The organism is Mesorhizobium sp. M0751, assembly GCF_040320265.1.
GTDB lineage: Bacteria > Pseudomonadota > Alphaproteobacteria > Rhizobiales > Rhizobiaceae > Mesorhizobium.
On record NZ_JAMYPH010000013.1, the window covers coordinates 117,981 to 142,694 of the forward strand.

General features: G+C 62.2%; 27 protein-coding genes and 1 tRNA gene. 14 read left to right on the forward strand and 14 right to left on the reverse strand.

From position 1 onward, the window contains the following. Nucleotides 1-11: 11 nt before the first annotated feature. The gene (gene argC, locus NKI19_RS20520; protein WP_352491888.1) at nt 12-938 is read left to right on the forward strand and encodes an N-acetyl-gamma-glutamyl-phosphate reductase; all 927 of its coding nucleotides are present in this window, start codon (nt 12-14) and stop codon (nt 936-938) included. Further along, complete coding sequence (locus tag NKI19_RS20525) at nt 939-1,778, forward strand: aminoglycoside phosphotransferase family protein (RefSeq protein WP_352566121.1); 840 nt, start codon at nt 939-941, stop codon at nt 1,776-1,778. Here the strand turns inward: NKI19_RS20525 and NKI19_RS20530 are convergent. Further along, entirely contained in the window at nt 1,768-2,862 is a 1,095-nt protein-coding gene (locus NKI19_RS20530; protein WP_352566119.1) for a COX15/CtaA family protein, read from the reverse strand. The two genes, NKI19_RS20525 and NKI19_RS20530, sit on opposite strands and share 11 nt — an antisense overlap. Before the next feature lie 151 nt (nt 2,863-3,013). Between NKI19_RS20530 and NKI19_RS20535 the strand changes: the two genes are divergently transcribed. Further along, a complete protein-coding gene (locus NKI19_RS20535; RefSeq protein WP_023674629.1) occupies nt 3,014-3,241 on the forward strand; it encodes a DUF2842 domain-containing protein in 228 nt (75 codons plus the stop codon). On the opposite strand, the gene NKI19_RS20540 is transcribed toward NKI19_RS20535, so the two are convergent. Then, the gene (locus NKI19_RS20540; RefSeq protein WP_352566117.1) at nt 3,238-4,296 is read right to left on the reverse strand and encodes a polysaccharide deacetylase family protein; all 1,059 of its coding nucleotides are present in this window, start codon (nt 4,294-4,296) and stop codon (nt 3,238-3,240) included. The two genes, NKI19_RS20535 and NKI19_RS20540, sit on opposite strands and share 4 nt — an antisense overlap. 89 nt (nt 4,297-4,385) lie before the next feature. Here NKI19_RS20540 and NKI19_RS20545 point away from each other — a divergent pair, with 89 nt between their 5' ends. Then, nucleotides 4,386-5,615: a GNAT family N-acetyltransferase gene (locus NKI19_RS20545; RefSeq protein WP_352566116.1), complete on the forward strand. Its 1,230-nt coding sequence runs from the start codon at nt 4,386-4,388 to the stop codon at nt 5,613-5,615. Nucleotides 5,616-5,636: 21 nt separating this feature from the next. Here NKI19_RS20545 and NKI19_RS20550 read toward each other — a convergent pair whose 3' ends face one another. Beyond that, a complete protein-coding gene (locus NKI19_RS20550) occupies nt 5,637-7,886 on the reverse strand; it encodes a GumC family protein (protein WP_352566115.1) in 2,250 nt (749 codons plus the stop codon). A gap of 255 nt (nt 7,887-8,141) precedes the next feature. Here NKI19_RS20550 and NKI19_RS20555 point away from each other — a divergent pair, with 255 nt between their 5' ends. The 7 genes from NKI19_RS20555 (at nt 8,142) to NKI19_RS20585 (ending at nt 14,258) form a co-directional block, all read left to right on the forward strand. Continuing rightward, nucleotides 8,142-8,705 (forward strand): polysaccharide biosynthesis/export family protein, encoded by a 564-nt coding sequence (locus NKI19_RS20555; RefSeq protein WP_254817578.1) that lies wholly within the window; start codon nt 8,142-8,144, stop codon nt 8,703-8,705. A 12-nt stretch (nt 8,706-8,717) separates the two neighbouring features. Continuing rightward, nucleotides 8,718-9,842, forward strand: coding sequence for a glycosyltransferase family 4 protein (locus NKI19_RS20560; RefSeq protein ID WP_352566113.1), 1,125 nt, complete (start codon nt 8,718-8,720; stop codon nt 9,840-9,842). Between the two features lie 116 nt (nt 9,843-9,958). Beyond that, complete coding sequence (locus tag NKI19_RS20565) at nt 9,959-11,494, forward strand: undecaprenyl-phosphate glucose phosphotransferase (protein ID WP_352566112.1); 1,536 nt, start codon at nt 9,959-9,961, stop codon at nt 11,492-11,494. Next, nucleotides 11,491-12,780, forward strand: a complete 1,290-nt coding sequence (locus NKI19_RS20570; protein ID WP_352566110.1) for an O-antigen ligase family protein — start codon at nt 11,491-11,493, stop codon at nt 12,778-12,780. The genes NKI19_RS20565 and NKI19_RS20570 overlap by 4 nt, the downstream gene beginning before the upstream one ends. A 36-nt stretch (nt 12,781-12,816) precedes the next feature. Beyond that, a tRNA-Pro gene (locus NKI19_RS20575) sits at nt 12,817-12,893 on the forward strand. 789 nt (nt 12,894-13,682) lie between these two features. Continuing rightward, entirely contained in the window at nt 13,683-13,916 is a 234-nt protein-coding gene (locus NKI19_RS20580) for a hypothetical protein (RefSeq protein WP_352566108.1), read from the forward strand. Between the two features lie 147 nt (nt 13,917-14,063). Further along, on the forward strand, nt 14,064-14,258 hold the full coding sequence (locus tag NKI19_RS20585; protein ID WP_352566106.1) for a hypothetical protein: 195 nt from the start codon (nt 14,064-14,066) through the stop codon (nt 14,256-14,258). Nucleotides 14,259-14,296: 38 nt separating this feature from the next. Here the strand turns inward: NKI19_RS20585 and NKI19_RS20590 are convergent, their stop codons facing one another. After that, complete coding sequence (locus NKI19_RS20590; RefSeq protein ID WP_352566104.1) at nt 14,297-14,755, reverse strand: YbaK/EbsC family protein; 459 nt, start codon at nt 14,753-14,755, stop codon at nt 14,297-14,299. A 119-nt stretch (nt 14,756-14,874) separates the two neighbouring features. After that, a complete protein-coding gene (locus tag NKI19_RS20595; protein ID WP_352566102.1) occupies nt 14,875-15,153 on the reverse strand; it encodes a helix-turn-helix domain-containing protein in 279 nt (92 codons plus the stop codon). A gap of 316 nt (nt 15,154-15,469) precedes the next feature. Between NKI19_RS20595 and NKI19_RS20600 the strand changes: the two genes are divergently transcribed. Continuing rightward, complete coding sequence (locus tag NKI19_RS20600; RefSeq protein WP_023674514.1) at nt 15,470-15,661, forward strand: hypothetical protein; 192 nt, start codon at nt 15,470-15,472, stop codon at nt 15,659-15,661. Between the two features lie 126 nt (nt 15,662-15,787). Here NKI19_RS20600 and NKI19_RS20605 read toward each other — a convergent pair whose 3' ends face one another. From NKI19_RS20605 to NKI19_RS20635, 7 genes are all read right to left on the reverse strand, one after another. Further along, entirely contained in the window at nt 15,788-16,129 is a 342-nt protein-coding gene (locus NKI19_RS20605) for a hypothetical protein (RefSeq protein WP_352566101.1), read from the reverse strand. Nucleotides 16,130-16,203: 74 nt separating this feature from the next. After that, nucleotides 16,204-16,746, reverse strand: a complete 543-nt coding sequence (locus NKI19_RS20610) for a MerR family transcriptional regulator (protein WP_023674511.1) — start codon at nt 16,744-16,746, stop codon at nt 16,204-16,206. 243 nt (nt 16,747-16,989) lie between these two features. After that, a complete protein-coding gene (locus tag NKI19_RS20615; RefSeq protein ID WP_352491876.1) occupies nt 16,990-17,313 on the reverse strand; it encodes an integration host factor subunit alpha in 324 nt (107 codons plus the stop codon). Between the two features lie 104 nt (nt 17,314-17,417). Further along, nucleotides 17,418-18,389 carry a beta-ketoacyl-ACP synthase III gene (locus NKI19_RS20620; RefSeq protein ID WP_352491875.1) on the reverse strand — a complete coding sequence of 324 codons (972 nt, stop codon included), beginning with the start codon at nt 18,387-18,389 and terminating at the stop codon, nt 17,418-17,420. Nucleotides 18,390-18,398: 9 nt separating this feature from the next. Next, nucleotides 18,399-19,469, reverse strand: coding sequence for a phosphate acyltransferase PlsX (gene plsX, locus NKI19_RS20625; RefSeq protein WP_352491874.1), 1,071 nt, complete (start codon nt 19,467-19,469; stop codon nt 18,399-18,401). A gap of 123 nt (nt 19,470-19,592) precedes the next feature. After that, on the reverse strand, nt 19,593-20,141 hold the full coding sequence (locus NKI19_RS20630) for a YceD family protein (RefSeq protein ID WP_352491873.1): 549 nt from the start codon (nt 20,139-20,141) through the stop codon (nt 19,593-19,595). Between the two features lie 41 nt (nt 20,142-20,182). After that, on the reverse strand, nt 20,183-20,722 hold the full coding sequence (locus tag NKI19_RS20635) for a ubiquinol-cytochrome C chaperone family protein (RefSeq protein WP_023674506.1): 540 nt from the start codon (nt 20,720-20,722) through the stop codon (nt 20,183-20,185). A gap of 114 nt (nt 20,723-20,836) precedes the next feature. Here NKI19_RS20635 and NKI19_RS20640 point away from each other — a divergent pair, with 114 nt between their 5' ends. Continuing rightward, the gene (locus NKI19_RS20640) at nt 20,837-21,370 is read left to right on the forward strand and encodes an outer membrane protein assembly factor BamE (protein ID WP_352491872.1); all 534 of its coding nucleotides are present in this window, start codon (nt 20,837-20,839) and stop codon (nt 21,368-21,370) included. A gap of 119 nt (nt 21,371-21,489) precedes the next feature. Here NKI19_RS20640 and NKI19_RS20645 read toward each other — a convergent pair whose 3' ends face one another. Together NKI19_RS20645 and NKI19_RS20650 are read right to left on the reverse strand one after the other, a co-directional pair. Beyond that, the gene (locus NKI19_RS20645; protein ID WP_352491871.1) at nt 21,490-23,631 is read right to left on the reverse strand and encodes a sodium-translocating pyrophosphatase; all 2,142 of its coding nucleotides are present in this window, start codon (nt 23,629-23,631) and stop codon (nt 21,490-21,492) included. 252 nt (nt 23,632-23,883) lie between these two features. Next, nucleotides 23,884-24,384 carry a DUF2165 family protein gene (locus NKI19_RS20650; RefSeq protein ID WP_352491870.1) on the reverse strand — a complete coding sequence of 167 codons (501 nt, stop codon included), beginning with the start codon at nt 24,382-24,384 and terminating at the stop codon, nt 23,884-23,886. A gap of 79 nt (nt 24,385-24,463) precedes the next feature. Between NKI19_RS20650 and NKI19_RS20655 the strand changes: the two genes are divergently transcribed. Beyond that, a complete protein-coding gene (locus NKI19_RS20655) occupies nt 24,464-24,697 on the forward strand; it encodes a hypothetical protein (RefSeq protein ID WP_352491869.1) in 234 nt (77 codons plus the stop codon). The last annotated feature ends 17 nt before the right edge of the window (nt 24,698-24,714 follow it).

Genomic DNA, 24,714 nt, shown 5'->3' on the forward strand with positions numbered 1-24,714 from the left:
TTTGGCAAGCAATGAAACCGAAAATCTTCATCGACGGCGAGCACGGCACCACCGGTCTGCAGATAAGGGCGCTGCTTGCCGAGCGCGGCGACCTGGAAATCATCTCCATACCGACCGAGCGCCGCAAGGAAACGGCAGCGCGCGCCGAGTTCCTCAACGCCGCCGATGTCGCGATCCTCTGCCTACCGGACGCGGCCGCCAAGGAAAGCGTTTCGCTGATCGCCAATGACACCACCAAGGTGATCGACGCCTCGACGGCGCATCGTGTTGCCGATGGCTGGGAATATGGTTTCGCCGAAATGGACAAGGACCAGGCGAGGAAGATCGCTTCGGCGAAGCGCGTCGCCAATCCGGGCTGTTGGCCGCAAGGACCGATCGCGACGCTGCGGCCGCTGGTTGCGGCGGGGCTGTTGCCGGCCGATTTTCCGGTCACCGTCAACGGCATTTCCGGCTATTCCGGCGGCGGCCGGCCGATGATCGAGGATTATGTCGCCAAGGGGGAGGATGCGCCGGAATTCCTGCCCTACGGGCTCACGCTGCAGCACAAGCACGTGCCTGAGCTCAGGACCTATGCCAAGCTTTCGCACGATCCGATCATGCAGCCGGCGGTCGGCAATTTCGCGCAAGGCATGATCACGGTGGTGCCGCTGCAACTCGGCGGCCTCGACCATGTGCCGACCGGCGCCGAGCTGCATGCGGCGATCGCCGATCATTTCGCTTCCATCGATGGCGGCGTGGTCGAGGTGGCGCCGTATCTGCATCAGGAACGCATGCCTGAGATTGATCCGGAGATCTATAATGGCACCAACCGGATGAAGCTCTACGTCTTCGCCAATGACGATCGAGCGCAGGCGCTGCTGCTTGCGGTCTACGACAATCTCGGCAAGGGCGCCTCGGGCGCCGCCGTGCAGAACATGGATCTGATGCTCGGCCTCTGAATGGATGCGCCGGCATTTCCAAAGCGCTGGAAGGTCGGCGCGCCAGAACTCGTCGCCGAAACGTTCAGCAGCCGCATCTGGAAGGTCGCGCGTGAGGACGGCTCGCCGGCAATCGTCAAGGATCTAAAGCCTTTCGACGATGTCGAGGACGAGTTGCGTGGCGAGCATTTCCTCGCCTGGCGATGCGGCGAAGGCGCGGTGCGGCTGCTCGGCAGCGACGGCCACCGCATGCTGCTCGAATACGCCGGCGAAACCTCGCTGTCACAGATCATTGCGGATGAGGACGACAATGCCGCCACCGCAATCGCGGCGGAGGTGATGGCCAAGCTGCTGTCGCCGTCGACGCACCCTGCCCCGCCTGACCTTCAGCCGCTGCGGACACGGTTTTTCAGCCTGTTCCAAAAGGCGAAGGCCGATCGCGCCGCCGGCGAAAAGAGCCTGTATGTCGAAGCTGCCGAAATCGCGGAACGGCTGTTGTCCAATCCACATGATGCGCGGCCGCTGCATGGCGACCTGCATCACGACAACATCATGCACGGTCCGCGCGGCTGGCTGGCGATCGATCCGAAGGGCGTTTTCGGCGACCCGGGCTTCGATGCCGCCAACATGTTCTACAACCCACTCGACCGAGACGATCTTTGCCTCGATCCGCGGCGGATCGCCCATATGGCGCAAGTCTTTGCAGCAACGCTCGGCCAGACGGCGCCCGCCATACTGGACCACGCGATCGCCTATGGTTGCCTGTCGGCTGCATGGCACCAAGAAGACCGCAATGCGGTCGACGAAAATCGCGAACTGGCGATTGCCGCGGCAATCCGGCGGGTGCGGCTCAGCCTCTGAGAGCGATCTCGTGGGGCAGCGGGTAAGCGCCCCTGGTACCGCGCCAATGCGCGGCGGCGAAGCCCAGCAGAACCAGCGCGAATGCCTGATGCGTCAGGGCCATGTGCAGCGGCACCTGCATCAATAGCGTGCCGATGCCGATCGACGCCTGCACCGCGACAACCAGGAACAGCAGCGTCGCACGCCGGGCATGCGTCGTGCCCGGCAGGCGCCGGCGTGTCGCAATCATGTGCCAGAGCGCGACCGCGAAGATCGTGTAGGCGCCGGCCCGGTGGACGAACTGCACCGTCTTCGGATTTTCGAAGAAATTGCGCCATGCCGGCTCGAGCAGCAGCAGGTCGCCGGGGACCAGCTTGCCGTCCATCAGCGGCCAGGTGTTGTAGCTCAAGCCGGCGTCTAGCCCGGCGACCAGCCCGCCGAGATAGATCTGGACCAGCGCCAGCAGCACCAGGACGCCGGCCAGACGTTGCGTCGAGCGGTCGGCGGCAGGTTCCGAGTGCGGCGCCAGCCCACGCGCGACCACCATGGTCGCCGTGAAGATAAGCGCTGCCAACGTCAGATGCATCGCCAGCCGGTATTGGCTGACCGAAACGCGGTCAGCCAACCCGGACGCCACCATCCACCAGCCTATCGCGCCCTGCAGGGCCCCGAGAAGGAGGATGCCCGACAATTTCGTGCCGAGGCCCCGCTCGATGCGGCGCGTCGCCCAGAAGAACAGCAGCGGCAAGGCGAAGACCACGCCGACACTACGCGCCAGGATGCGGTGCACCCATTCCCACCAGAAGATCGATTTGAACGCCTCGATGCTCATACCCTTGTTGAGTTCGGCATATTGTGGGATCTGCTGGTAGCGCAGGAACTCCTCCTGCCACTCCGCATCACTGAGCGGCGGGATGACGCCGTGTATCGGCTGCCATTCGGTGATCGACAGGCCGGAATTGGTTAGCCTTGTAGCGCCGCCGACCAGTACCAGCGCAAACAGCACTAGGAGCACGACATAGAGCCAACCGCGTACCAGCGCGCGGCTGCGAAGGTCGCGATCGCGGGCGGCGAAAGGCGCGGCATCGGATATGGCAGCAGCCATGGATTTGTCCCGGCAGTTGAAGTCGCGGATTGGTGAACCATCGCAACCCGGCTTGCAAGACCAGACAGCGCGGCACGCCGTCGCGCCGTTTCCGGCGGGTTGCGCGCATCGAATGTTCGGCCTAAGCGATAGCGGTCAACGAGATCGCGCCATGCCCATTCGCCTGAAAAAGCTGATCGGAAGCTTCCTGCTAGTAGTGCTGGTCATAGTCTATGCGCTGGTCGCCTCGATCGTGGCGGTCGCCCAGTTGTCGCAGTCAGGGCCGCTGGCGCACTTCATCTTCTTCCTGCTCAGCGGGCTTTTGTGGGTGCTGCCGGCGATGGGCATCATCAAATGGCTGATCCTGGAGCCGCGGCCGAAGGGGCGAGGCAACAGTTAGATCGTCACAACCGTCTTGCCGGCATTGGCCAGCGGCGTCGTGACGCCCGACAACATTGTTCGGATGTGGGCGACGCTCTGATAGCGGCCATTGACCGAAATGCGCGGCAGGGCATGCAGGAAGCCGGCATGCTCGGCGCGGAGTATGCCGTGGCGGGTCGTCACCGCCGAGGCATAACCGGCATCGCGGACTAGGCCGACTTCGCGGCGGCCGACGGCGCTGGCATAACCGTAGGGATAGGCGAAATGGCGCGGCTCCTCGCCGAGTTTGGCCTGCAATATGCGCTTGACGTCGCCGATCTCATGTCGCGCATCGCTCTCGGAAAGCCGCTTCAGATTGCAGTGATTGACGCTATGTGCGCCGATCGTCACCAGCGGGTGCTCGGCCATGGTGCGGATCTCGTCCCAGTTCATCAGCGTGCTCGGGCGCGGACCACCCAACACGATGCCGTTCGAGCGCGCCAGATCCCGCAACACCGCGCGCTGGTCCTGCTCGCGCACCTTCAGCGTCAGATGAGCGTGCAGGCGCGCATTGGCCTGGACCTTTTTTCCGGGACTCGAGCAGTCGATCGTCACTGCGCCATCCGGCGTCGTCAGAGTCAGGCGATCGCGCGCATTGACGATGTCCTCGACCACGTCCCACCACAAATCGGCAGCGCCGTCGATGAGTCCCGGCGCGACATAGATGGTGATCGGCGCGCCGTGTTTCTCCAGCACCGGCAGCGCCTCGGTCATGTTGTCTCGATAGGCGTCGTCGGCGGTGATCGTCGCAAACTGGCCGTCCTTGTCGCCAGCCTTGATGCGCTCGATGGCCTCGTCCAGCGTGACGAAACTGTAGCCGTTCGCCTTCATGTCGGCGATCACGGCGTCGAGAAACCCAGGCGCGATGTTCAAGTGGCGGTTGACGCCGTTCGGCTTTTCCGGCGTCGCGGTGACCCGATGCAGCATCAGGATGGCGCCGAGGCCGCCGATAAATGGTTTAGCCAGCGGAGCGAGACCGGAATAACGGGCGAGATTGAGCGCCAGTTTGCGGATTGCCTCGCCCCCGTCGATCATTCATTCACCTTTTGCGCCTAAGCTCATCAAGCATGGAATGCGCCTGCGCGGACCCCCAATCGCGACGAATACGCCCTAAGGATTGAGGTATGGTTGACGCCACCGCGTCATTTGACGGCAATCGGCTGGCAAGCAGCGAGGCGTCGCCGTGTGCCTTGCCGGCCGGCAAGGCCGGCCTGTCAACCTCGGTCGCCGATGGTGCGGCGCTGGCGGCGTACGCAGAATTCTGCCATTCGGCGCTTTTTGCCCCGGCGCAGAGCGCAGGCTGGATCCTGAACTGGGCCGCACATACCGGCGCCGACGTTGTCGTTGCGACGCTGCGCGCCGACGACAGGCCGGTCTTCTCGTTGGCGCTGGAGGTCACCCACAGTGGAGCGTTCCGCATCGCCCGCTTCATGGGCGGCCGCCATGCTAACGGCAATTTTGCCGCCGCCGACCCGCAATGGCTGGCGAATGCCGATAGTGCGGCGATCCGCTCGATGCTGGCTGCGATTGCCAAGGCGCGGCGCGACATCGATCTTGTCGCGCTGGAGCGGCTGCTGCCCGATCTCGACGGCGTTGCCAACCCGCTCTCCGCCTTGCCGCATTTTTCGAGCCCCAATCTGTCGCTGGCCGCCAGTCTTGTAGGAGGATTTGATGCGCTGCTCACCCGCGTGAGCGGCAAGCGCAGGCGCAAGAAGCATCGCTCGCAGGCGCGCAAGTTCGAGGCCGTCGGCAGCTATCGTCGCATCGAGGCGAGGACTGCGGACGAGGTGCACATGCTGCTCGATGCCTTTTTCGAGATGAAGGAATTCCGCTTTCGCAAGATGGGTATCGCCAATGTTTTCGGTGAAGGGGAGGTGCGCGCTTTTTTCCGCTCGCTGTTTGCCGACGCGCTTCAAGAAGAAGATCCGTCCTTCGTCCTGCATGGGCTGGAAGTCGCCGGCAAGCTCCGTGCCGTCACCGGATCGAGCCGCTCGGGCAAGCGGCTGATCTGCGAATTCGGGGCGATCGCCGAGGATGACCTCGCACACACCAGCCCGGGCGACTTCCTGTTCTTTGAGAACATCCAGGAAGCCTGCGAGGCGGGTTTCAAAATCTATGATTTCTCGGTCGGCGACGAACCCTACAAGCGATTGTGGTGCGATGTCGAAACGCAGCATTTCGAGGTGCTGGTTCCGCTGACGCTGAAGGGTCGTGCGCTGGCGCTTGCGCTCAGGCACGGCGCAAGCCTGAAGGCATTCATCAAGCACAGCCCAATGGTCTGGAAGCTGACCAAGCTGCTGCGCCGCAAAGCGGTGGGGCGGACAGCACCGGCCGCAGGCGAAGACGACAGCTGATTTCGATTTGAGAAAACTACCTCAGGCGGCCGAGCGCCGTCCCGGCATTGGCCCCGGCGCCACATGGCCGATCGGTGTGACCAGCGTCAGGTCGGGATAGCCGCTCTCGATGAGCGCGACCGCGGCCTGCGTCACCTCGTCGTCCGGCTCCAGCATGGAGAGCAGGACCTCGGTCCCCTCGCCCACCAGGCGGCTGATGCCTTGCGCGTCGGCCGGCCCGCATTCGACCACGACCAGATCATAGGCGGTGGTCAGCGACTGCATGATGATCGGCAGCCGGTCGGCGGCGCGCATGGCGCGAACCGGATCGGCTGTGCCGACGGGAATAACGTGGCAGTCCGAATAGAGATCGGGGTGGATCACATCGCTGAACTGCGCTTGCGAGGCGAGCAGATCGGTGATGCCCGGAAACAGCCCGCTGTCCAGCATCGGCCGCGAGGCGGCGCCCGAAGCGGTGAGATCAAGCAGCAGCACACGTAGCCCGGCGTCGGAGACTGCGCGCGCCACCAGCACCGCCGAGGCGGCCGCCTCGTCGCCTTCCGGCGACACGAATATGGCGCGGGCGGCACCGGTGGCGATCAGTTTTTCCGCGGCCTTGTCGATGTCGACCTCGCCGAGGACAGAACGTGCCGGTTCAATGTCTGCAGCAGCCATTTCAGAGTACTCCGGTTCGATTTTCTCGGCAGCCGCTTCCGCCACCGCGACGGGTTCCGGCTCCACTTTGGTCTCGATAATCTTGTCGTCGTCGGTCTCATCGATCTCGGCGGCTGCCGGTTCGGGCCGGGCAATCGGTGGGTCGGGCTCGGCCATTACGCGTTCGGCCTGGACAGCCGGCATCGCAACCTGCTCGATGCGCTCGAAATGGGCACCGGCGGCCGGACGCATGGCGCGGCCGGAAAACAGTTCCTGCAGCAGCGTGACGATCGCCATGATGAGCAACGAGCCGACAAAGGCCGCACTGACAATCGGACCAATCTTGGGGAAATAGGGTTCGGCCGGCACCTGGGCCTCCGAAAATACGCGAGCATCGACAGGCAGGTAGTTGCGATCCTTGCGTGCAGCCGCCTGGAGATAGCTGGACGAATAGAGATCGAGCTGCTGACGCTTGGTCGCTGCATCACGCTGCAGCGCATCGAGTTCCACCTGCTCTTCGCCGGCGCGGGCGGACGCCGCCTTCAGCGTGTTGACGTCTGCCACGAGTTGAGCCTCTCGCGCCTTCGCCGTCTCGGCCTGCGCCATCAGACCCTTCATGATCTTTTCCGCTTCGTTGCGGATCTGGCGGTCGAGATCGGCGAGCTGCGATTTCAGCGCGCGGATGCGCGGATGGTTGTCGAGCAAGGTGGTGGAAAGGTCGGCGATGTTATTCTTGAGTTCGACTTGCCGCTCGCGCAGGCGCTGGATCAGTTCGGAAGACAACACCTCCGGAACGGCATCCAGCGAGCCGCCATTGCGCAACGCCCTACGCACGCCGTCAGCGGTCGCTTCCGCCGAAGCGCGGTTGGCGCGCACCCGTGACAGTTCGCTCGACAATTCGGACAGCTGCTGAGTGGCAAGCACCGAATTGTTGCCGCCCATCAAAAGATCGGACTGCGCACGGAATGCGGCAACCTTGGCTTCCGCCTCCTTCACCCGGTTCTGCAGATCCGCGATTTCAGGCGCCAGAAAGTCGGTGGCGGCGGAATTCGATTCGAGCTTGGCATTGCCCTTGGAGGCGATATAGGCGTTTGCAATGGCGTTCGGGATCGCGGCGGCAAGCTTTGGATCCTCTGACGAGAACTCGATTGCGATCGCGCGGGTTTTTTCAACGCCATAGACGTTGAGCTTCTCATGCATTGCGTCCAGCACGCGCTCTTCCAGCGGAATCTCGAACGGATCGCTTTTCAAGCCTACAAGGACAAGGGCGCGGCTCAGCGCCGACATCTTCAGCGCCTCGTCGAATTCGGGCAATTTCGCCAGGTTGAGCTTCGTCGCCACCTGCTTGAGGATGTCGGGGGACGAGATGATCTGGACCTCGGTGGCCACAGCCTCTTCGTCGGGAATCGACCGCTCGTTGCCGTTGGCCCCGGCTGGCCGCGTGAACTCCGATTCTCGAGGCCCGATCTCCAGCTTGGCTGCCGCCTTGTATTCGGGCGTTGCAAGCCAGGCGAGCGCAAAGGCCAGGCCGGTTACAACCAGCGCGACGAAAAGGATGCGCAGCCAGTTTCGCGCCAGGCTGGCGAAAAGCTGCCTGAGATCGACGTCGACATCTGCGGCCGCGGATTGAACGGACATGCATCCCTGCTCCGGTACTGAGTCAGCATGCACCGTAAACAACTATGGTAACTCAGCCGTTAATATCGCGGTAAGCACCTGTTAGGCTCTACTAACAAGCCGCAAACAAGAGGCTGAAAACCATCTGCATTTGTCGATCCGGCCCGTATCGGCCGCGCGCCTTTACCGGCCATTAACCCTAACAGGATGATAACCGAGCTCGATCGTTAAGGTTTGCCGCAGAGTCGCCGGCTATTCAAAGGTACGTGTCCGCTCATGAAAAGCACTGCTCCCCTTTTCCGCGCGCTGCTTGCCGTATCGATGCTTTCGGGCTGCTCCAGCTACCGGCCGACGCCGGCCGCATTCCATGAAGTTCTCGACCAGCCTTATCGCCTCGGCGCCGGCGACCGTGTCCGCGTAACCGTGTTCGAGCAGGAAGGACTGACCAATACCTACAGCGTCGACCAGTCCGGCTATCTCTCGCTGCCGCTCGTCGGCAACGTGCCGGCGCGCGGCCACACCGCCCAGCAGCTCGAGGGCGAGATCGCCGAGAAACTGCGCCAGGGTTATTTGCGGGATCCCGATGTTTCGGTCGAAATCGATCGCTACCGGCCGATCTTCGTCATGGGTGAAGTGGGTGCGGCGGGGCAGTATTCCTACGTTCCAGGCCTGACCGTGCAGAAAGCCGTCGCCATCGCCGGCGGGTTCACGCCGCGCGCCAACCAGGAAAGCGTCGACATTACCCGCGACATCAACGGCAAGGTGATAACCGGACGCGTGGTGACCTCCGATCCGCTGTTGCCCGGCGATACAGTCTATGTTCGCGAACGCCTGTTTTGATGTGCTGACCAAGTGGCGGACACACTCAGGATCGTCCACTGCTTTCGCTCACCGGTCGGAGGCATCTTCCGGCATGTGCGCGACCTGACCGAGGCTCAGGTCGCCGCCGGCCATGCCGTCGGCATCGTCTGCGATTCGACGACGGGCGGCGATTTCGAGGAACGGCTGTTCGAACAGATGAAAGGCAGCCTGGCGCTCGGCATTCATCGCACGCCGATGCAGCGGCATGTCGGGCCAGGCGATCTCGCTTCGGCCCGGCGCACCTATAGGATCATAAAAGAATTGCGGCCGGACGTGCTGCACGGGCATGGCGCCAAAGGTGGCGCCTATGCCCGTCTGTTCGGCTCATTGCTGCGGGTATCCAGGTCTCGCGTAGCCCGCCTTTATTCGCCGCATGGCGGCTCGCTTCACTATGACGAGACCACCGCCATGGGAAAGCTGTTCTTCACGCTTGAGCGCTTCATGGCTCGCTTCACCGATTGCCTGCTGTTTGTTTCCGACTATGAGCGGCGGACTTATCGCAGGAAGGTCGGCGAGCCGCCCATTCCGAACGCTCTCGTCCACAACGGCCTGCGCGCCGCCGAGTTCGAGCCGGTGCGGACCGAGCACGATGCGGTTGACCTCCTCTATATCGGCATGATGCGAGACCTCAAAGGCCCGGACATCTTCATCGATGCGCTGGGGCTGGCCGCGACACGCCTCGGCCGCCCATTGACGGCTCTGATGGTCGGCGACGGCGACGACCTGCCGCGCTATCGCGACCAGGTGAATCAGCTCGGCCTCGAGGTCAGCTTCCTGGCTCCGCTGCCGGCCAGGCTCGCCTTCACGCTGGCTGAACTGGTCGTCGTTCCCTCGCGCGCGGAAGCCATGCCCTATATAGTTCTGGAAGCGCTCGCCGCCGGCAAGCCGATCATCGCGACGGCGGTCGGCGGCATACCGGAAATCTTCGACACCGGCTCGCCTGCCCTGATCCGGCCCGACCCGCGCGAACTTGGCAACAAGATAAGCGCCGCATTGGCCGATCTCGACACCTACAGAGGCCTGATGCCCGGCCTCACCGACCTCAAGGCACGCTTCGGCGCCGATGTAATGGCCGCCGAAATCGAAAAGGCCTATTTCGCCGCGCTCAAAAAATAGAGCAACCGGTTTCCACTGGGCTGCTCCTGGTGAAAGCGTCTCCAAAGCCATCTGTTGTTTCAAGGGTTTCTTAGCTCTCTTTTGCTATTCAACTGAGGGAAACCTGCGGACGCCCCATGAACGAAATCGACCCTGCGCGCCGTTTTTCGCTAGACGCGGTGCGCAAATTCGACGCCCCCGCCGAGAACAATACGGCCGGCGGCATGAACGATGTTGCCCGCCAGGTCGCCTCGCAATACCGGCGCGATACGATGTCGCCGATCATGGTGAGCGGCGTCCTGCGCATGGTGGAATTCGCGCTGCTGATGGTGTCAGGTCTTGCCGTCTATTTCTATTATGTCGGCTTTTTCAACTATCTTGCCTGGCAATACTCACTGACGATCGCCGCCACCTCGTTCCTCGCGGTCGTTCTGTTCGACGTCACCGACTGCTACCAGATCGTTGCGCTGATGCGGCCGATCGCCAATTTCGGCCGTCTTCTGCTGGTCTGGGCCGGAACATTCGCATTGATGGCGCTCACCGCCTTCACCATGAAAATGTCGGAAGACTATTCGCGCCTGCTCTTCGGCACGTGGTTTGTCGTCGGTTTCGTGTTGATCCTGGGTCTCCGCCTGGTGATGTCGAAGCTGATCCGGCGCTGGGCGCGAGACGGGCGGATGGAGCGCCGCGCCGTCATCGTCGGCGGCGGCAAGGCGGCGGAGGTACTGATCCGCTCGGTCGAAAGGCAGCCCTACAACGACATCCGCATCTGCGGCATCTTCGACGACCGCGGCGACAAGCGGTCGCCGCCGGTTGTCGCCGGTTATCCCAAGCTCGGCACGATTTCCGAACTCATCAAATTTGCCCGCATCGCGCGCATCGACATGCTGATCGTATCGCTGCCGCTGACCGCCGAATCGCGCGTGCTGCAGTTATTGAAGAAGCTGTGGGTGCTGCCGGTCGACATCCGGCTATCGGCGCATTCGAACGCGCTGCAGTTCAGGCCGCGCGCCTATTCCTACATCGGCTCGGTGCCGATGCTCGATATCTTCGACAAGCCGATCAACGACTGGGATTCGGTCGCCAAGCGCGCGTTCGACATCGTCTTCTCGATCATCGGCATCATCGTGTTCTCGCCGGTGATGCTGGCGACCGCAATCGCGATCAAAATCGACAGCAAGGGGCCGGTGCTGTTCCACCAGAAACGGCACGGCTTCAACAACGAGATCATCGACGTCTACAAGTTCCGGTCGATGTACACCGACAAGGCGGACCCGACGGCGAAGCAGACCGTGACCAGGAACGATCCACGCGTCACCCGCGTCGGCCGCTTCATCCGCAAGACCTCGATCGACGAGCTGCCGCAGTTCTTCAATTCGCTGTTCGGTTCGCTGTCGCTGGTCGGGCCACGACCGCACGCCATTGCCGCGCAGTCGCACAACCTCCTCTACAATGAGGTGGTCGACGGCTATTTCGCCCGTCACAAGGTCAAGCCCGGTGTGACTGGCTGGGCGCAGATCAATGGCTGGCGCGGCGAGATGGACACCAACGAGAAGATTCGCATGCGGACGGAATACGACCTCTATTACATCGAGAACTGGTCGCTCCTGTTCGACTTAAAAATCCTGTGCCTGACGCCGATCCGCCTGCTCAATACGGAAAACGCGTATTGAGCGCGACGGCTTCTGAATTGCCGGCGGCGGCGGTCAACGCCAAGCTGATTGCACTGATTGCGTCGGGGGCGGTTTTCCTCGGCGTCTTCCTGTCCGGCTTCGTCATTGCCGAGCCCGCGCCGTACGACCTCTATATGATCGGGCTGATCGTGGTGTGGCCCTTGTTCGGCCTGCGGATACAGCGCGCGGCCGTGCCGCTGCTAGTGCTGCTGGTTATCATGAACATCGGCGGTATGATCTCGATGACGCAGATGTCGGACCTCGCCGGCACGCCGCTCTATCTCGCCGTCTCGCTGTTCCTGGCCCTCACCGCGGTTTTCTTCGCTTCCGTAACGGCCGTCCGGCCCAGTCTCTACCGGGTGATCTTCGTCGCCTATGTGGTGTCGGCGGTGCTGACTTCGCTGGTCGGCATAGCCGGCTATTTCCATGCCTTTCCAGGAGCGGAGATCTTCACCAAATACGACCGTGCCGCCGGCGCCTTCCAGGACCCGAACGTGTTCGGGCCTTTCCTGGTGCTGCCGGGCATCTACCTGCTCTATCTGCTGCTTACCGGCTCGGTCGCGCGCATGCCCCTATTGGCGGTGCCGGTGCTGATCATCACCGCCGGCATCTTCTTTTCTTTTTCGCGCGGCGCCTGGGGCATGTTCGCCGTTTCGGCGATCCTGCTGACCGGTGCCTTGTTCCTGCAGAGCGCCAGCGGCAAGTTCAGGCTGCGCGTTGTGGTCATGACCATCGCCGCCGTCGGACTGCTGGTCATCGCGATGATCGTCATCCTGCAACTGCCGGGCGTCGCGGAGATGTTCTCGAATCGCGCGCAACTCGAACAAAGCTACGACACCGCCCGCCTCGGCCGCTTCGCCCGCTACACGATCGGCTTTCAGATGGCACTGGAGCATCCGTTCGGCATCGGCCCGCTCGTCTTCGGCAAGATGTTCGGCGAGGACACGCACGACATCTGGCTGAAGATGCTGATGGATTACGGCTGGCTCGGCTTCGTGTCGTTCCTGACGCTGACGTGCTGGACGATCGCCGCCGGCTTCCGAATTCTGCTGCGCAACCGGCCGTGGCAGCCTTATCTTCTATGCGCCTATGTCGCCTTCATCGGCAATATCGGGCTCGGCACCTTCATCGACATCGACCACTGGCGCCATGTCTACCTGCTGCTCGGCCTGATCTGGGGTGCCATCGCGCTCGAATACCGCCACCAGTGGCAGTTGCGGGCGGCGCAGCGACCGGCAATACCCGTTGCTGTTGCTTCAGGCAGGACAGCAACCGAATTCGGTTGACCGGAGCCGGTCTATCACGATACATCGCGACCGGTCCGGAGTGTAGCGCAGCCCGGTAGCGCACTTGACTGGGGGTCAAGGGGTCGTCGGTTCGAATCCGGCCACTCCGACCATTAAAATCCAAAGGCTTAGCCAGTTTTCCCCCAAACTGGCTATACAGACAATAGCCGCATTGCAGCCAGCGCAGCATACGCAGGCGCGTGATCTCATCGAGGAATCGATCACGCATCACTCGGGCGCGAGGCACGGAGGCTGACGGCTAGGCAGAAGCCCACCGAGAAACCGCGCGGAAGTGGCTAGGTAAGGTTTGCTGCGTACGCCAACCTTCACCGTGGGCCCGTGTTCCAGCTTCAATGAAAGAAGGTCCCGCCGCACATGCCAGAACGGCGGGACTCGATCAGGCGCCTTGCATCAGGCAGGGGTGACTCGGGGGTTGGGCATGCCCGGTGCGCGCGGATCGTAGTGAACCCTAGGCGCATCAGCTGCATTGCGTCCACCAACCGTCGGTTGGAAAGGACTAGTTCAATGCCGACGACTGGCCTGGCCTGAACAGGCGCCTGCTCAAGGCTTAGCTTCTTCCCGGGGAGGAGCTTTTTGGTCAGGACAATCGGGATAGGGCAATTCTTCACACGGAGAGGGCCTGTCGCCAACGCGGCCATAATGTTCCGCGAGTTTTGCGAAACCGTAGGCGAAGGCGAAAAGAAGCGCGAGGACAACCGCTATTCGGACGGCCATACCGTATTGTAGCAGGATCCTCCCATTGCAGCGCGCGGCGTTTTGGTACGTTTGAATGTTGAGTTCGAAAAAGGTTGGCTCTAGTTGAATTGCCGTCGTCCGCAGTTGTAAGGGCGAGCGGACGCTTCGAAGATGCCACGCCTTTCGCCCTTTCCGGGAGAGATGCAATGTCGCTTCAAGGAGCTACCTGTCCTGCCGAGCTGACGATGTTGACCAAAGCACTCGATGCCCGATGCCGTGAATTGGGCCTCGCTGACGGCGATCCAGGCAGAGACGTGCTCGGCCGCAGGGTGATGGATTTATTCGAAAGTGGTCAGCTCAGCGCCGAAGATTTGAGACTGGCTCTGAGCGGCGAGATCTTTAACGCCAAGAATCCTCCGGCCGCAGCCGGTGGGCTTTGATACGGCAAGCGGCTATCCGCGCAGCCATTTGAATTACTGGCCCAGCGTAGGCTTCCGTGTGCGCAAGAGCGCGTGTGAACAAATGTGATTTTGCGGTCGGTGCCAGACGGGCTAACTTTACCCATCGAACGAAAGAGGAGAATGATCATGAAGACATTCCTCGCAATGGCCGCGGCACTGACCATGTCCATATCAGCTGCCTCTGCGGATTGCCCCGCGCATTCCAAGGTCCAGGCATCGGTTGACACGCAGACGAAGACAGCGAGCGTCGAGAAGTCCGATATGTCGACTGCCACGGACGCTCAGACGATCAAGAAAGAAGAGCCACAGAAGACCGAATAGCGGTAACGCTCAGCGGGTCCCACGACCCGGATAAATGGCTACTGGCAAACATCCACCCATTCGGCGCCAACGAGTTCCGCCATGCGTTGCGGGCTGAGCCGCACGGCGGCGTTGGTTGCGCCTGCGGCGGGGACGACTTCGTCAAAGGCGCGCAGCGAGACGTCGCAATAGACCGGCAGCGGTGATGGCAGGCCGAACGGACATGCGCCGCCGACGGGATGGCCGGTCGCGGCGAACACCTGCTCGGCGTCCAGCATTCGCGCCTTGCCGCCGAACCGGTCCTTGAACTTGCGGTTGTCCAGCCTGGAGACCCCGCCGGCCACGATCAGCATCGTCTGGTCGCCGGCGCGCAGGCAGATCGTCTTGGCGATCTGCGCCGGCGCTACGCCATGCGCTTCGGCGGCAAGAGGTACCGTCGCCGAGCTTGCCTCCGTGACGATGACGTCAATGTCGGGCGCGTGGGCGGCGAAGAAGGCGCGAACGGATTCGAGGCTCATCTCCAGCAATTTCCGTCTGGCGTCGCCGTGGCGGCCGGCACATCTACTACGTGTCCGAAAAAACGAAGCCCGCCAGGGCGACCCATGGCGAGCTCGTGGAATAAAAGCATGGCACGCCGCTACGACACGGATCGCCTTTTGGCGGGCAACACGGCTTCGTCAAACAGAGCGCTTTCCGGAAACTGAAGCGCGGAGGCAATACGCCGACGTTTCGAGGGATCGGCATCCTTGCCGCTTTCGATGTCGGCAATCTCATAGGCTGCCAGCCCGCACGCCAGGGACAGCTCTTCAATGCTGTATCCACGGGCTTCCCGGGCGGTTCGGACGGCACTGCGTTCAGGCGTAACCGCGCTTGCCGCCAGTTCGGAGTAAGGTTCGCGTTTTGCTATTTGGGGCATTGGCAACTCCGTGGGATGAAAGAGTTAGATCAAATCATGTTGTTGCCTGAGACGATCGGGAGAATGCCCGCTCGTCGGTGATTTGCCAAGCATCAAAGATAGCGTCACGGCATCGTGAACCGACACCGGAATGAAGGCGGATGCCGGCGAGCCGACATCTGGCCGGATCGTCGGCAGACACAGTCCGGAAACAAAATTCTACAGGCCGGAAAAACTGCCGAAAAACTCCAAGGCGATAGTCCCAACTGCAGCGCTCGAGTCACCGACCTGAATCAGTGACGCTCAAATTCCGCCTGCGCAAAAAGGAAACGATGTCATGAAGAAGCCTCTTCTCTCCGCCCTTGGACTTGCAATCGCACTTGCCCTTTCAATGCCGATCATCGGCGCAAGCAGCGCGAATGCAACGACGATGCACACCACCGTCAAGAAGCATCACCGCCATCACTACCATCACCGCGTCCACCACTACCGCCACCACCACAAGAAGGTTGTGGCGAAGAAGTACTGAAAACACCCTCGGGCGAACAACCGGCAAGCAGGCGTTCTGGTCCTTGACCAAGGGCGGCGCGCTTGCCGGGTTTGCGGTGTCGGCGAAAAATGGCGGCGGTCCGCCGACCACCGCCGTTTGCCTATCTCAACGTGCCGACCTTGAACGCGCTCGCGGCGCGTTTTGCTGCCGGCCAGTGAGGAACAGACTGGCAACGAGCCCGACCAGAACCAGCCCGACAGCGGCCGCTGTCGCCGGGTGATCTCGGGCGGTCTGCTCGATCGCCCGGCCTTGCCTTCTGATTGCCGGCAAGGCGTGGCCGAGCCGCTCAGTGATATCCGAATAATAATCCGACGCGGTATCGCGCCCGTCTTCGTAAAAGGCGCCGCCCTGCTTCAACACGGCTTTCTTCAAGGTGGCCAGTTCCCTGGTCAAGGCCGCGACCTGCTTGTTCAGATCGGTGTCGGAGATGCTCGAAAGCGATGCCATGACGTACTTCCTTCATCTGCAGAAGGAAGCCTAACGCATGACCCTGAAGACCGTTCCGGTCAACCCGGCGGGCTCTAGCGAACCTGATCGAGCAGGCGCTTGCATTCCAGCAGGTCGAATAGCGCCTCCTGCAGCAAAGCGCGATTGTCACGGGAAAGTTTTGACGTGTCCGGCGGAACCGGGCCTTCCTCGTCGGTCTTGCCTATGCCGAAAAAACGACGGCTGGGTTTCACCCTCGGCTGGCCGACCAGCATTTCGTCGTCCGGGCCGCGCGGCTGCGCCGCTTGCGTCAGCGGTACCGTGTCAGCCTGTCGGCGCTGCGAGATCGCCTCGACCGCCGCCATGTCGCCACTGCCGACGGCGATCAGAAACTGGTTGCCGTTCTCGCGCAACAGCTTCTGCACGCCCTTGATCGTATAGCCCTGATCGTAGAGCATATGGCGAATACCCTTGATCAGCTCGACGTCCTGCGGACGGTAGTAGCGGCGGCCGCCGCCGCGCTTCATCGGCTTGATCTGGTTGAAACGCGTCTCCCAGAAGCGCAGCACGTGTTGCGGCAAATCCAGATCCTCCGCGACTTCGCTGATGGTGCGGAAAGCATCGGGGCTCTTGTCCATGGGCGAATCCTCACGCTAGAGCATGATCGCGAAAGGCGGGAACCGGTTCGGGCGACATCACGCTTAACAAGGAGAGCAGCTTCCCGTCCCGCCGGAACGGATCACACCCAAATACCGATCCGGCCTACCGAATCGCATCTTATTTCAGCGGTTTATGAAACAATATTCAAGCCCGGCGCAAAAGCAGGGTTTTTTTTCAACCGAAGCCTGGAGCATGATTCTCGGCAAAGCGGGAGTGGACGTCTACTTGCCGCCCTTGGCTTTGCTGCTTTGATGGGAGCGCAGGATACGGTTCTTCAGCACGTTCGATGATTTGAAGGTCATCACCCGGCGCGGCAGGATTGGCACTTCCTCACCGGTCTTGGGATTGCGCCCGATGCGCTCGTTCTTGGAGCGGACATGGAAGGTCGCGAAGGACGACAGCTTCACCGTCTCGCCGCGAACGATCGCTTCGCAGATCTCATTCAGCACCGCCTCGACAAGCTCGGCCGATTCAGTACGTGACAGCCCAACCTTACGATAAACGGCTTCGGCGAGGTCGGCGCGCGTAAGTGTCTTTCCCCCCATACGAACCGTCCCATCAGCTCAAAAACATAAATCGATACAAGCAACGGCAGAACCTAAGTAATTGATCCGTCAAGGTCAAGGACCCGAACCCGATAGTTCGGCACTTACCAGCGGAGCAGAACCGCGCCCCAGGTGAAGCCCCCGCCCATCGCCTCGAGCAGCACCAGGTCACCCTTTTTGATGCGACCGTCGGCGACGGCCGCGGACAGTGCCAGCGGCACGGAAGCCGCCGAGGTATTACCGTGCAAATCGACGGTCACCACCACCTTCCGCTCCTCTATCCCGAGCTTTTTGGCCGAAGCGTCAATAATTCGTTTATTGGCTTGATGCGGCACGAACCAGTCGAGATCGGCGGCGCCGATGCCGGCCTGTGCGAACGTCGCCTCGATGACGTCGGTGATCATGCCGACCGCATGCTTGAACACTTCGCGGCCTTCCATCCTGAGGTGCCCGACCGTTCCTGTGGTCGACGGCCCACCGTCGACGAAAAGCTTGTCTTTGTGGATGCCGTCGGAGCGCAGGCTGGCTGCCAGAACGCCTCGGTCGGCGATGCCGCCTGCCCCCGTGCCTGCTTCCAGCACCATCGCGCCGGCGCCGTCGCCGAACAAGACACAGGTCGAGCGGTCGCTCCAGTCGAGAATACGCGAAAACGTTTCCGAGCCGATCACCAGCACCCGTCTGGCCAAGCCGCCGCGGATATAGAGGTCGGCGGTCGTCACAGCATAGACGAAGCCGGAGCAGACCGCCTGCAGGTCGAAGGCAAAACCGTGGTGCATGCCGAGCCGGTTCTGGATCTCGACCGCCGTCGCGGGAAAGGTGTTGTTGGGCGTCGAGGTCGCCAGCACGATCAGGTCGATGTCGTCAGCCGTCAGGCCGGCGCTGTCGAGGGCTGCGCGCGCTGCCGCCTCGCCCAGCGAGGCCGTCGTCTCGTCGTCGGCCGCAATGTGGCGCTGGCGAATGCCGGTGCGCTGGACGATCCACTCGTCCGACGTCTCGACCATGCCTTCGAAATCGGCATTCTTCATAATGCGGCGGGGCAGCGCGGCGCCCGTGCCGCGCACGACTGATCTGATCAATGCTCTTTCCTATTCCTTTGCGTCGATGACGACGTCGGATTTCCGGATTGTCTGGGCATTCGGATTGCGGGCATGGAACAGGTCGAGATCGGCCTCGATGCGATCAAGCAGATTGTTGCGCACCATGTCGTAGCCAAGCTCGATCGCCGCCGCAAAGCCATCCGAATCAGCCCCGCCGTGGCTTTTCACCACGATGCCGTTCAACCCGAGGAAGACGCCGCCATTGGAGCGGCCGACATCCATCTTCTCGCGCAGGCGATCGAAGGCGGTCTTGGCGAAGATATAGCCGATCCTGGCCATCAGCGTCCGGTTCATCGCCGCGCGCAGATAGCCGGCGATCTGCCTGACCGTGCCTTCCGCCGTCTTCAGCGCGATGTTGCCGGCAAATCCTTCGGTAACGACGACGTCGACACTGCCCTTGCCGATGTCGTCACCCTCGACAAAGCCGTGGTAGTTCATCGAGGCCATGTTGGCCTCGCGCAGCATACGGCCCGCCTCCTTGACCTCCTCCTGACCCTTGATCTCCTCGACGCCGACATTGAGCAGACCGACGGTCGGCCGTTCGATGCCGAAAACCGAGCGCGCCATGCCGGTGCCCAGAATGGCAAAATCAACCAGTTGATGCGCATCCGCGCCGATGGTGGCGCCGACGTCCAGCACCACGCTTTCGCCGCGCAATGTCGGCCAGAGCGCCGCGATTGCCGGGCGATCGATGGTCGCCATGGTGCGAAGGCAGAATCTGGACATTGCCATCAGCGCGCCGGTATTGCCGGCTGAGATGCAGGCGTCGGCAGTGCCTGCCTTGACTGCCTCGACGGCCTTCCACATCGATGATTTCCAGCGGCCATGGCGCAGCGCCTGGCTCGGCTTGTCGTCCATCCGCACTGCAATCTCGCAATGGATGAACTCGCTCACTTCCGCCAGCTTGGGGAATTTGGCGAGTTCGGGCCTTACCACTTCTTCACGCCCATAAATGACGAAGCGTATATCCGGACGGCGGGTGGCGACAGTCATGAGCGCCGGGACGACCACGCTTGGCCCGTGATCGCCGCCCATGGCATCGATGGAAATCCTGATCACGCGGTGTTCATCTCACGGTTGCTTGGCCAGCGGGCTTGCCAAGGTACGGGGCTCGCGAAGGTTCGGCGAAAATAACGGTTTTGGGCTGCCGCACAACCAACTTTTCTCAAATTGGGTCAGCCATCAGGATTTTCCCAACAGTGATCTGAGCTTCTGCTGGAATTCATTCTCCACAGGCTCGGCATCGCCGGCTGCTTCCAGCGACACACCGGGCTTGCGCGGATAGGGATCGATCGCCAAGCCAAAGAACTGCTCGGCAAGCGCCCCGACGTCGATCGTATCGCCCGAAAAGGTTTCCGGGCTGTCCGGGCCTTCGGCGTCGAGCAGGATCTCACCGCCGCCGTCGAAACCTTGCCGCCCGAGCTTGGATTGCTCTGGCAGGAACAGCGCCTCGACCGGCTCGTCGATATGCGCCTCGACCGGGTCAAGGGTGACGATGCAGGCCTGCGTTATATCGGCCTCGACATGGCCGCTGACTTTCACTCCGTTGCGCTTCCAGGGCTCGACCAGGAGTTCGACGCGATAGTTTTCGACCGAAAGCAGCTCGTGCTCGGCGGCCAGCAGGGCGCGCTGCCCGGCGTCGGCATCGATCACCACCGGCAGCCCCTTTTGCGGCAGCCGGGCGACGTTTGCCCGGAATGACACTGGGCTGTGGGTATCAGGATGTTTCATCTTCGCCTCCACTTCGCCACCTTCATTCGGCCTGCCGTCGCTCAAGCGTTGGCCACGGGAAATGCCACCGTGCCGGAAACGATCGATTCGGTCGGCTGTTCCGCGAGTTGCCTGGATGCATCGGCGGCATAAAGTGCCAGTTGCGACGCTTGCGGCCAGGCGCCGGCATCCGGCCGGACATTGCGGGCAAGGGCGGCGGCAAGCGCATCATGGTCATTTCGTTGCAGCGCATCATCATAGGCGGCAGTACGGCCATAAAACATCTTCGCCAGTTTCCGCATGCGCTTCGGCACGCCGACGTCGCCAATGCCAAGTTCCCGCAACGAATGTTCGACATCCATGAAGAACTCGTCGATCAGCACCTGCGCTACCTCTGCCGCGGCACCGCCCTCGCCGCGCAACCGGTGCTGGAACAGGAACATGTGCAAGGACAGCATCTCGAAGCGGCCGAGCGGCGTGTCCGGCACGTTCCAGGCGGAATAAAACACCGTTTGCCGCGCCGCCGCCACGATTTGTGCGTAAAGCGCCTCGGTGATCGCGCGGTTGGCATGACGTTCGCGGCCAAAGAGGCGCTGGAACATTAGAGGGTGGTCTCCCGGGACCGTTTGTTGAAGTGGCCTTGTTGCATCGGCAAGCAAGCTGGTTTACCGGTTTTGCGGCCCAGCGCAAGTTGCGGCCAGCTTATGGAGTTGTAGTTGCGCGCGCTGAAATTCAAGTCGACTTTCCTGCCCAGGCCCGGCGGTGCGGTTTCGCTGCTGGTGATCGCTGCGGCACTTTCCGCCTGCAATTCGTCCAAGATGATCGGCGATCTCAATCCGAGCGAGACGCTGACGCAAGGCTACGTCATCGACCAGCAGTCGATCGACCTGGTGCCGGTCGGCTCAAGCCGCGAACAGGTGCTGCTGGCGCTCGGCACTCCCTCGACGAAGGCGACCTTCGATAACGAGGCCTTTTATTACATTTCTCAGACGCGCAAGCGCTATGTTGCCTTCGACAAGCCGCGGCTGGTCGACCAGCATGTGCTGGCGGTCTATTTTGGCGATGACGGGCGCGTCACCCAGATCGCCAATTACGGCCTGAAGGACGGCAAGGTGTTCGACTTCATCTCGCGCACCACGCCGACCGGCGGCAAGGACCAGAACTTCCTCAGCCAGATCATCAGTGGCGCCAGCAAGCTGGCGCCTGGTGTTCCCGGCGCCAGCGGCGGCAGCACGCTCGGCGGCACCTGATCCACCCCGGCGGTATCGGCTTTCGTTCCTTTCGCTTCCCCGTAAGCGGCACATCTCAGGCAATGAAAAACCCGCGGGAGCGATCCCGCGGGTTTTGTCTTGAGTCGTAGCGGCTGAGCTTAGCCGTGCGCGAGCACGGCCAGCAACAGCAGCGCGACGATATTGGTGATCTTGATCGCCGGGTTGACCGCCGGGCCGGCAGTATCCTTGTAGGGATCACCGACCGTGTCGCCGGTTACCGAGGCCTTGTGCGCTTCGGAGCCCTTGAGGTGCTTGAGGCCGTCCTTGTCGACGAAACCGTCTTCGAACGACTTCTTGGCGTTGTCCCAGGCACCGCCGCCGGAGGTCATCGAGATGGCGACGAAAAGGCCGTTGACGATGACGCCGAGCAGCGAGGCGCCGAGCGCGGCAAAGGCGGATGCCTTCGAACCGGAGATCAGGAGGACGCCGAAATAGACCACCAGCGGTGCCAGCACCGGCAGCAATGACGGAACGATCATCTCCCGGATCGCTGCCTTGGTCAGAAGATCGACGGCGCGCGCATAGTTCGGCTTCGAGGTGCCGGCCATGATGCCCGGATCCTCGCGGAACTGCTTGCGCACCTCCTGGACGATAGCACCCGCGGCGCGGCCGACGGCGGTCATGGCGATGCCGCCGAACAGATACGGGATCAGGCCGCCGAAGATCAGGCCGGCGACGACGTAAGGATTGGAGAGGTCGAAGGAGACGTCGCCCATGCCCTGGAAGTACGGGTATTTGTCGCCATTGGCGGCAAAGAACTTCAGGTCGTTAGAGTAGGCCGCAAACAGCACCAGCGCGCCGAGGCCGGCCGAGCCGATGGCGTAGCCCTTGGTTACCGCCTTGGTGGTGTTGCCGACAGCGTCGAGCGCGTCGGTTGACTGGCGCACTTCCTTGGGCAGGCCCGCCATTTCGGCAATGCCGCCGGCATTGTCGGTGACCGGGCCGAAGGCATCGAGCGCGACGATCATGCCGGCGAGGCCAAGCATCGTCGTCACCGCGATCGCCGTGCCGTAGAGGCCGGCGAGCTGGTACGTCGAGATGATGCCGCCAACGATGACGATCGCCGGCAACGCCGTCGCTTCCAGCGAGACCGCGAGGCCCTGGATGACGTTGGTGCCGTGACCGGTGACCGAGGCCTGGGCGATGGAGTTCACCGGACGCTTGTTGGTGCCGGTATAATATTCGGTGATCACCACGATGAGGCCGGTCACCACAAGGCCGACGAGGCCGCAGATGAACAGGTTCGTGCCGGTGATGGCCATGCCGGCGACGGTGCCGATCTCACCCCAGCCGATGCATGCCGAGGTGGCGACGGCAAGGCCGACGATCGACAGCAGGCCGGTGACGATCAGGCCCTTGTAGAGCGCGCCCATGATCGATCCGCTGGAACCGAGCTTGACGAAGAAGGTGCCGACGATCGAAGTGAGAATGCAGGCGCCACAGATGGCCAGCGGATAGAGCATGGCCGCGCCGAGAACGGCGGTGCCACCGAAGAAGATGGCGGCGAGAACCATGGTGGCGACCACGGTCACCGCATAGGTCTCGAACAGGTCGGCGGCCATGCCGGCGCAATCGCCGACATTGTCGCCGACATTGTCGGCAATGGTCGCCGGATTGCGTGGATCGTCTTCGGGAATGCCGGCTTCAACCTTGCCGACGAGATCCCCGCCGACGTCGGCGCCTTTTGTGAAGATGCCGCCGCCGAGACGAGCGAAGATCGAGATCAGCGAGGCGCCGAAGCCGAGCGAAACAAGCGAGTCGATGACGACGCGATCGTTCGGCTGCAGACCCATAAACTGGGTCAGGATCAGGTAGTAGATCGAGACGCCGAGCAGGGCCAGGCCAGCAACCAGCATGCCGGTGATGGCGCCCGACTTGAAGGCGATCTCGAGGCCGGCAGCGAGGCTGTTGGAAGCTGCCTGCGCGGTCCGCACATTGGCGCGCACCGAGACGTGCATGCCGATGAAGCCAGCGGCACCCGATAGAACGGCGCCGATCAGGAAGCCGATGGCGGCGGTGATCGAAAGCAGCCACCAGGCAAGCAGCAGGACCACGACGCCGACGATGGCGATGGTGGTGTACTGGCGCGCCAGATAAGCTTGGGCGCCTTCGCGGATGGCCGCGGAAATTTCCTGCATGCGTGCATTGCCCTGATCGGCCGCGAGGACCGAACGTGTCGCCCAGATGGCGTAAAGGACTGAAAGCAGACCGCAGGCGATGACAGCTGAAATTATGGTCATTGCCGAATTTTCCTCGATTGGTGGCCCAAAAGAACCCCTCCCCGGGCCGTTGAGACAGGGACGAATTTTCCGCAACCGGAATCCGTCCCTTCGCAGCGGCTTATGCGAAACAGGGCTCGGAACGTCAAGATATTGTTCGGTTCTTGTCCGGCTTTCGCCCAAAAGATCCCGGGTTTCGTCCAAAAGGCTGGACGGCAGTGCGCCTGTCGACACTGCCGCCCGGTTAGATCGATCGAAATCGGCGAACGGTCGTCAGGCTTTGCGCGGGTCGCCGTCCGGCTGGATGACGAAGACCAGCACCACCAGCATGGTCATGTAGAATTTGAACGCCGCTTCCTGACCATTCCATGTCGAAGACTGCCACATGGCGAACCACTCGCCGCCAACGACCATGAAGCCGAAATACCAAACGAGGAAACCCATGGTGGCGGCAATGATGGCGAACTTCTTGGCGTCGTTGAAACCCTGTCCGCTGGCGTTGCGCGCCTGCCAGAGTTGCCAGGCGGCGATCAGGTAGAGCAGACAGGTCAGCGCCTCGCCAATGATGATCAGCCAGTAGCCAGCCGTCCACAGCGACGGGTTGGTGATCGAGCGGTACATCAGTGCGTTGCCGGGAAAGGTCGTGTCCATGCTCAGCACATGCTGGACAAAGGCGAAGTTTGAGCCGTAATCGGTGATGTTGCCGAAGGCGACGAGGAAGGCGAAAGCCGCCAGACACAGACACATGACGATCTTGGAGAAACGCGCGGTCATGGCAAGAACTCCTGCTGAAAGATCGGGGCATCGCACTCATCAATCGCCGAGTCCCGAAGATCGCGCAACGGGTGGGCCAGTGATCATCGTGCTCACAGCCATTGCGAGACACTATGTCGGCAAGCAAGACATTGCCGAGACTGTCGAAGCCCTCGATCTCGACAGCGATTGCGCGGTGGGCGACTTGGTCTCTGTGATTAGAGCCGACACACAGCACGATTTCGCCATCATCCGCCGCCGCTGGATCGCCGGCGAGACGGGCACCGCGCTCGAACTGACGCTCGATCATCCGGCGCGTTCGAGTGGCCGCTGAAAGAAGCGAACTTCGCC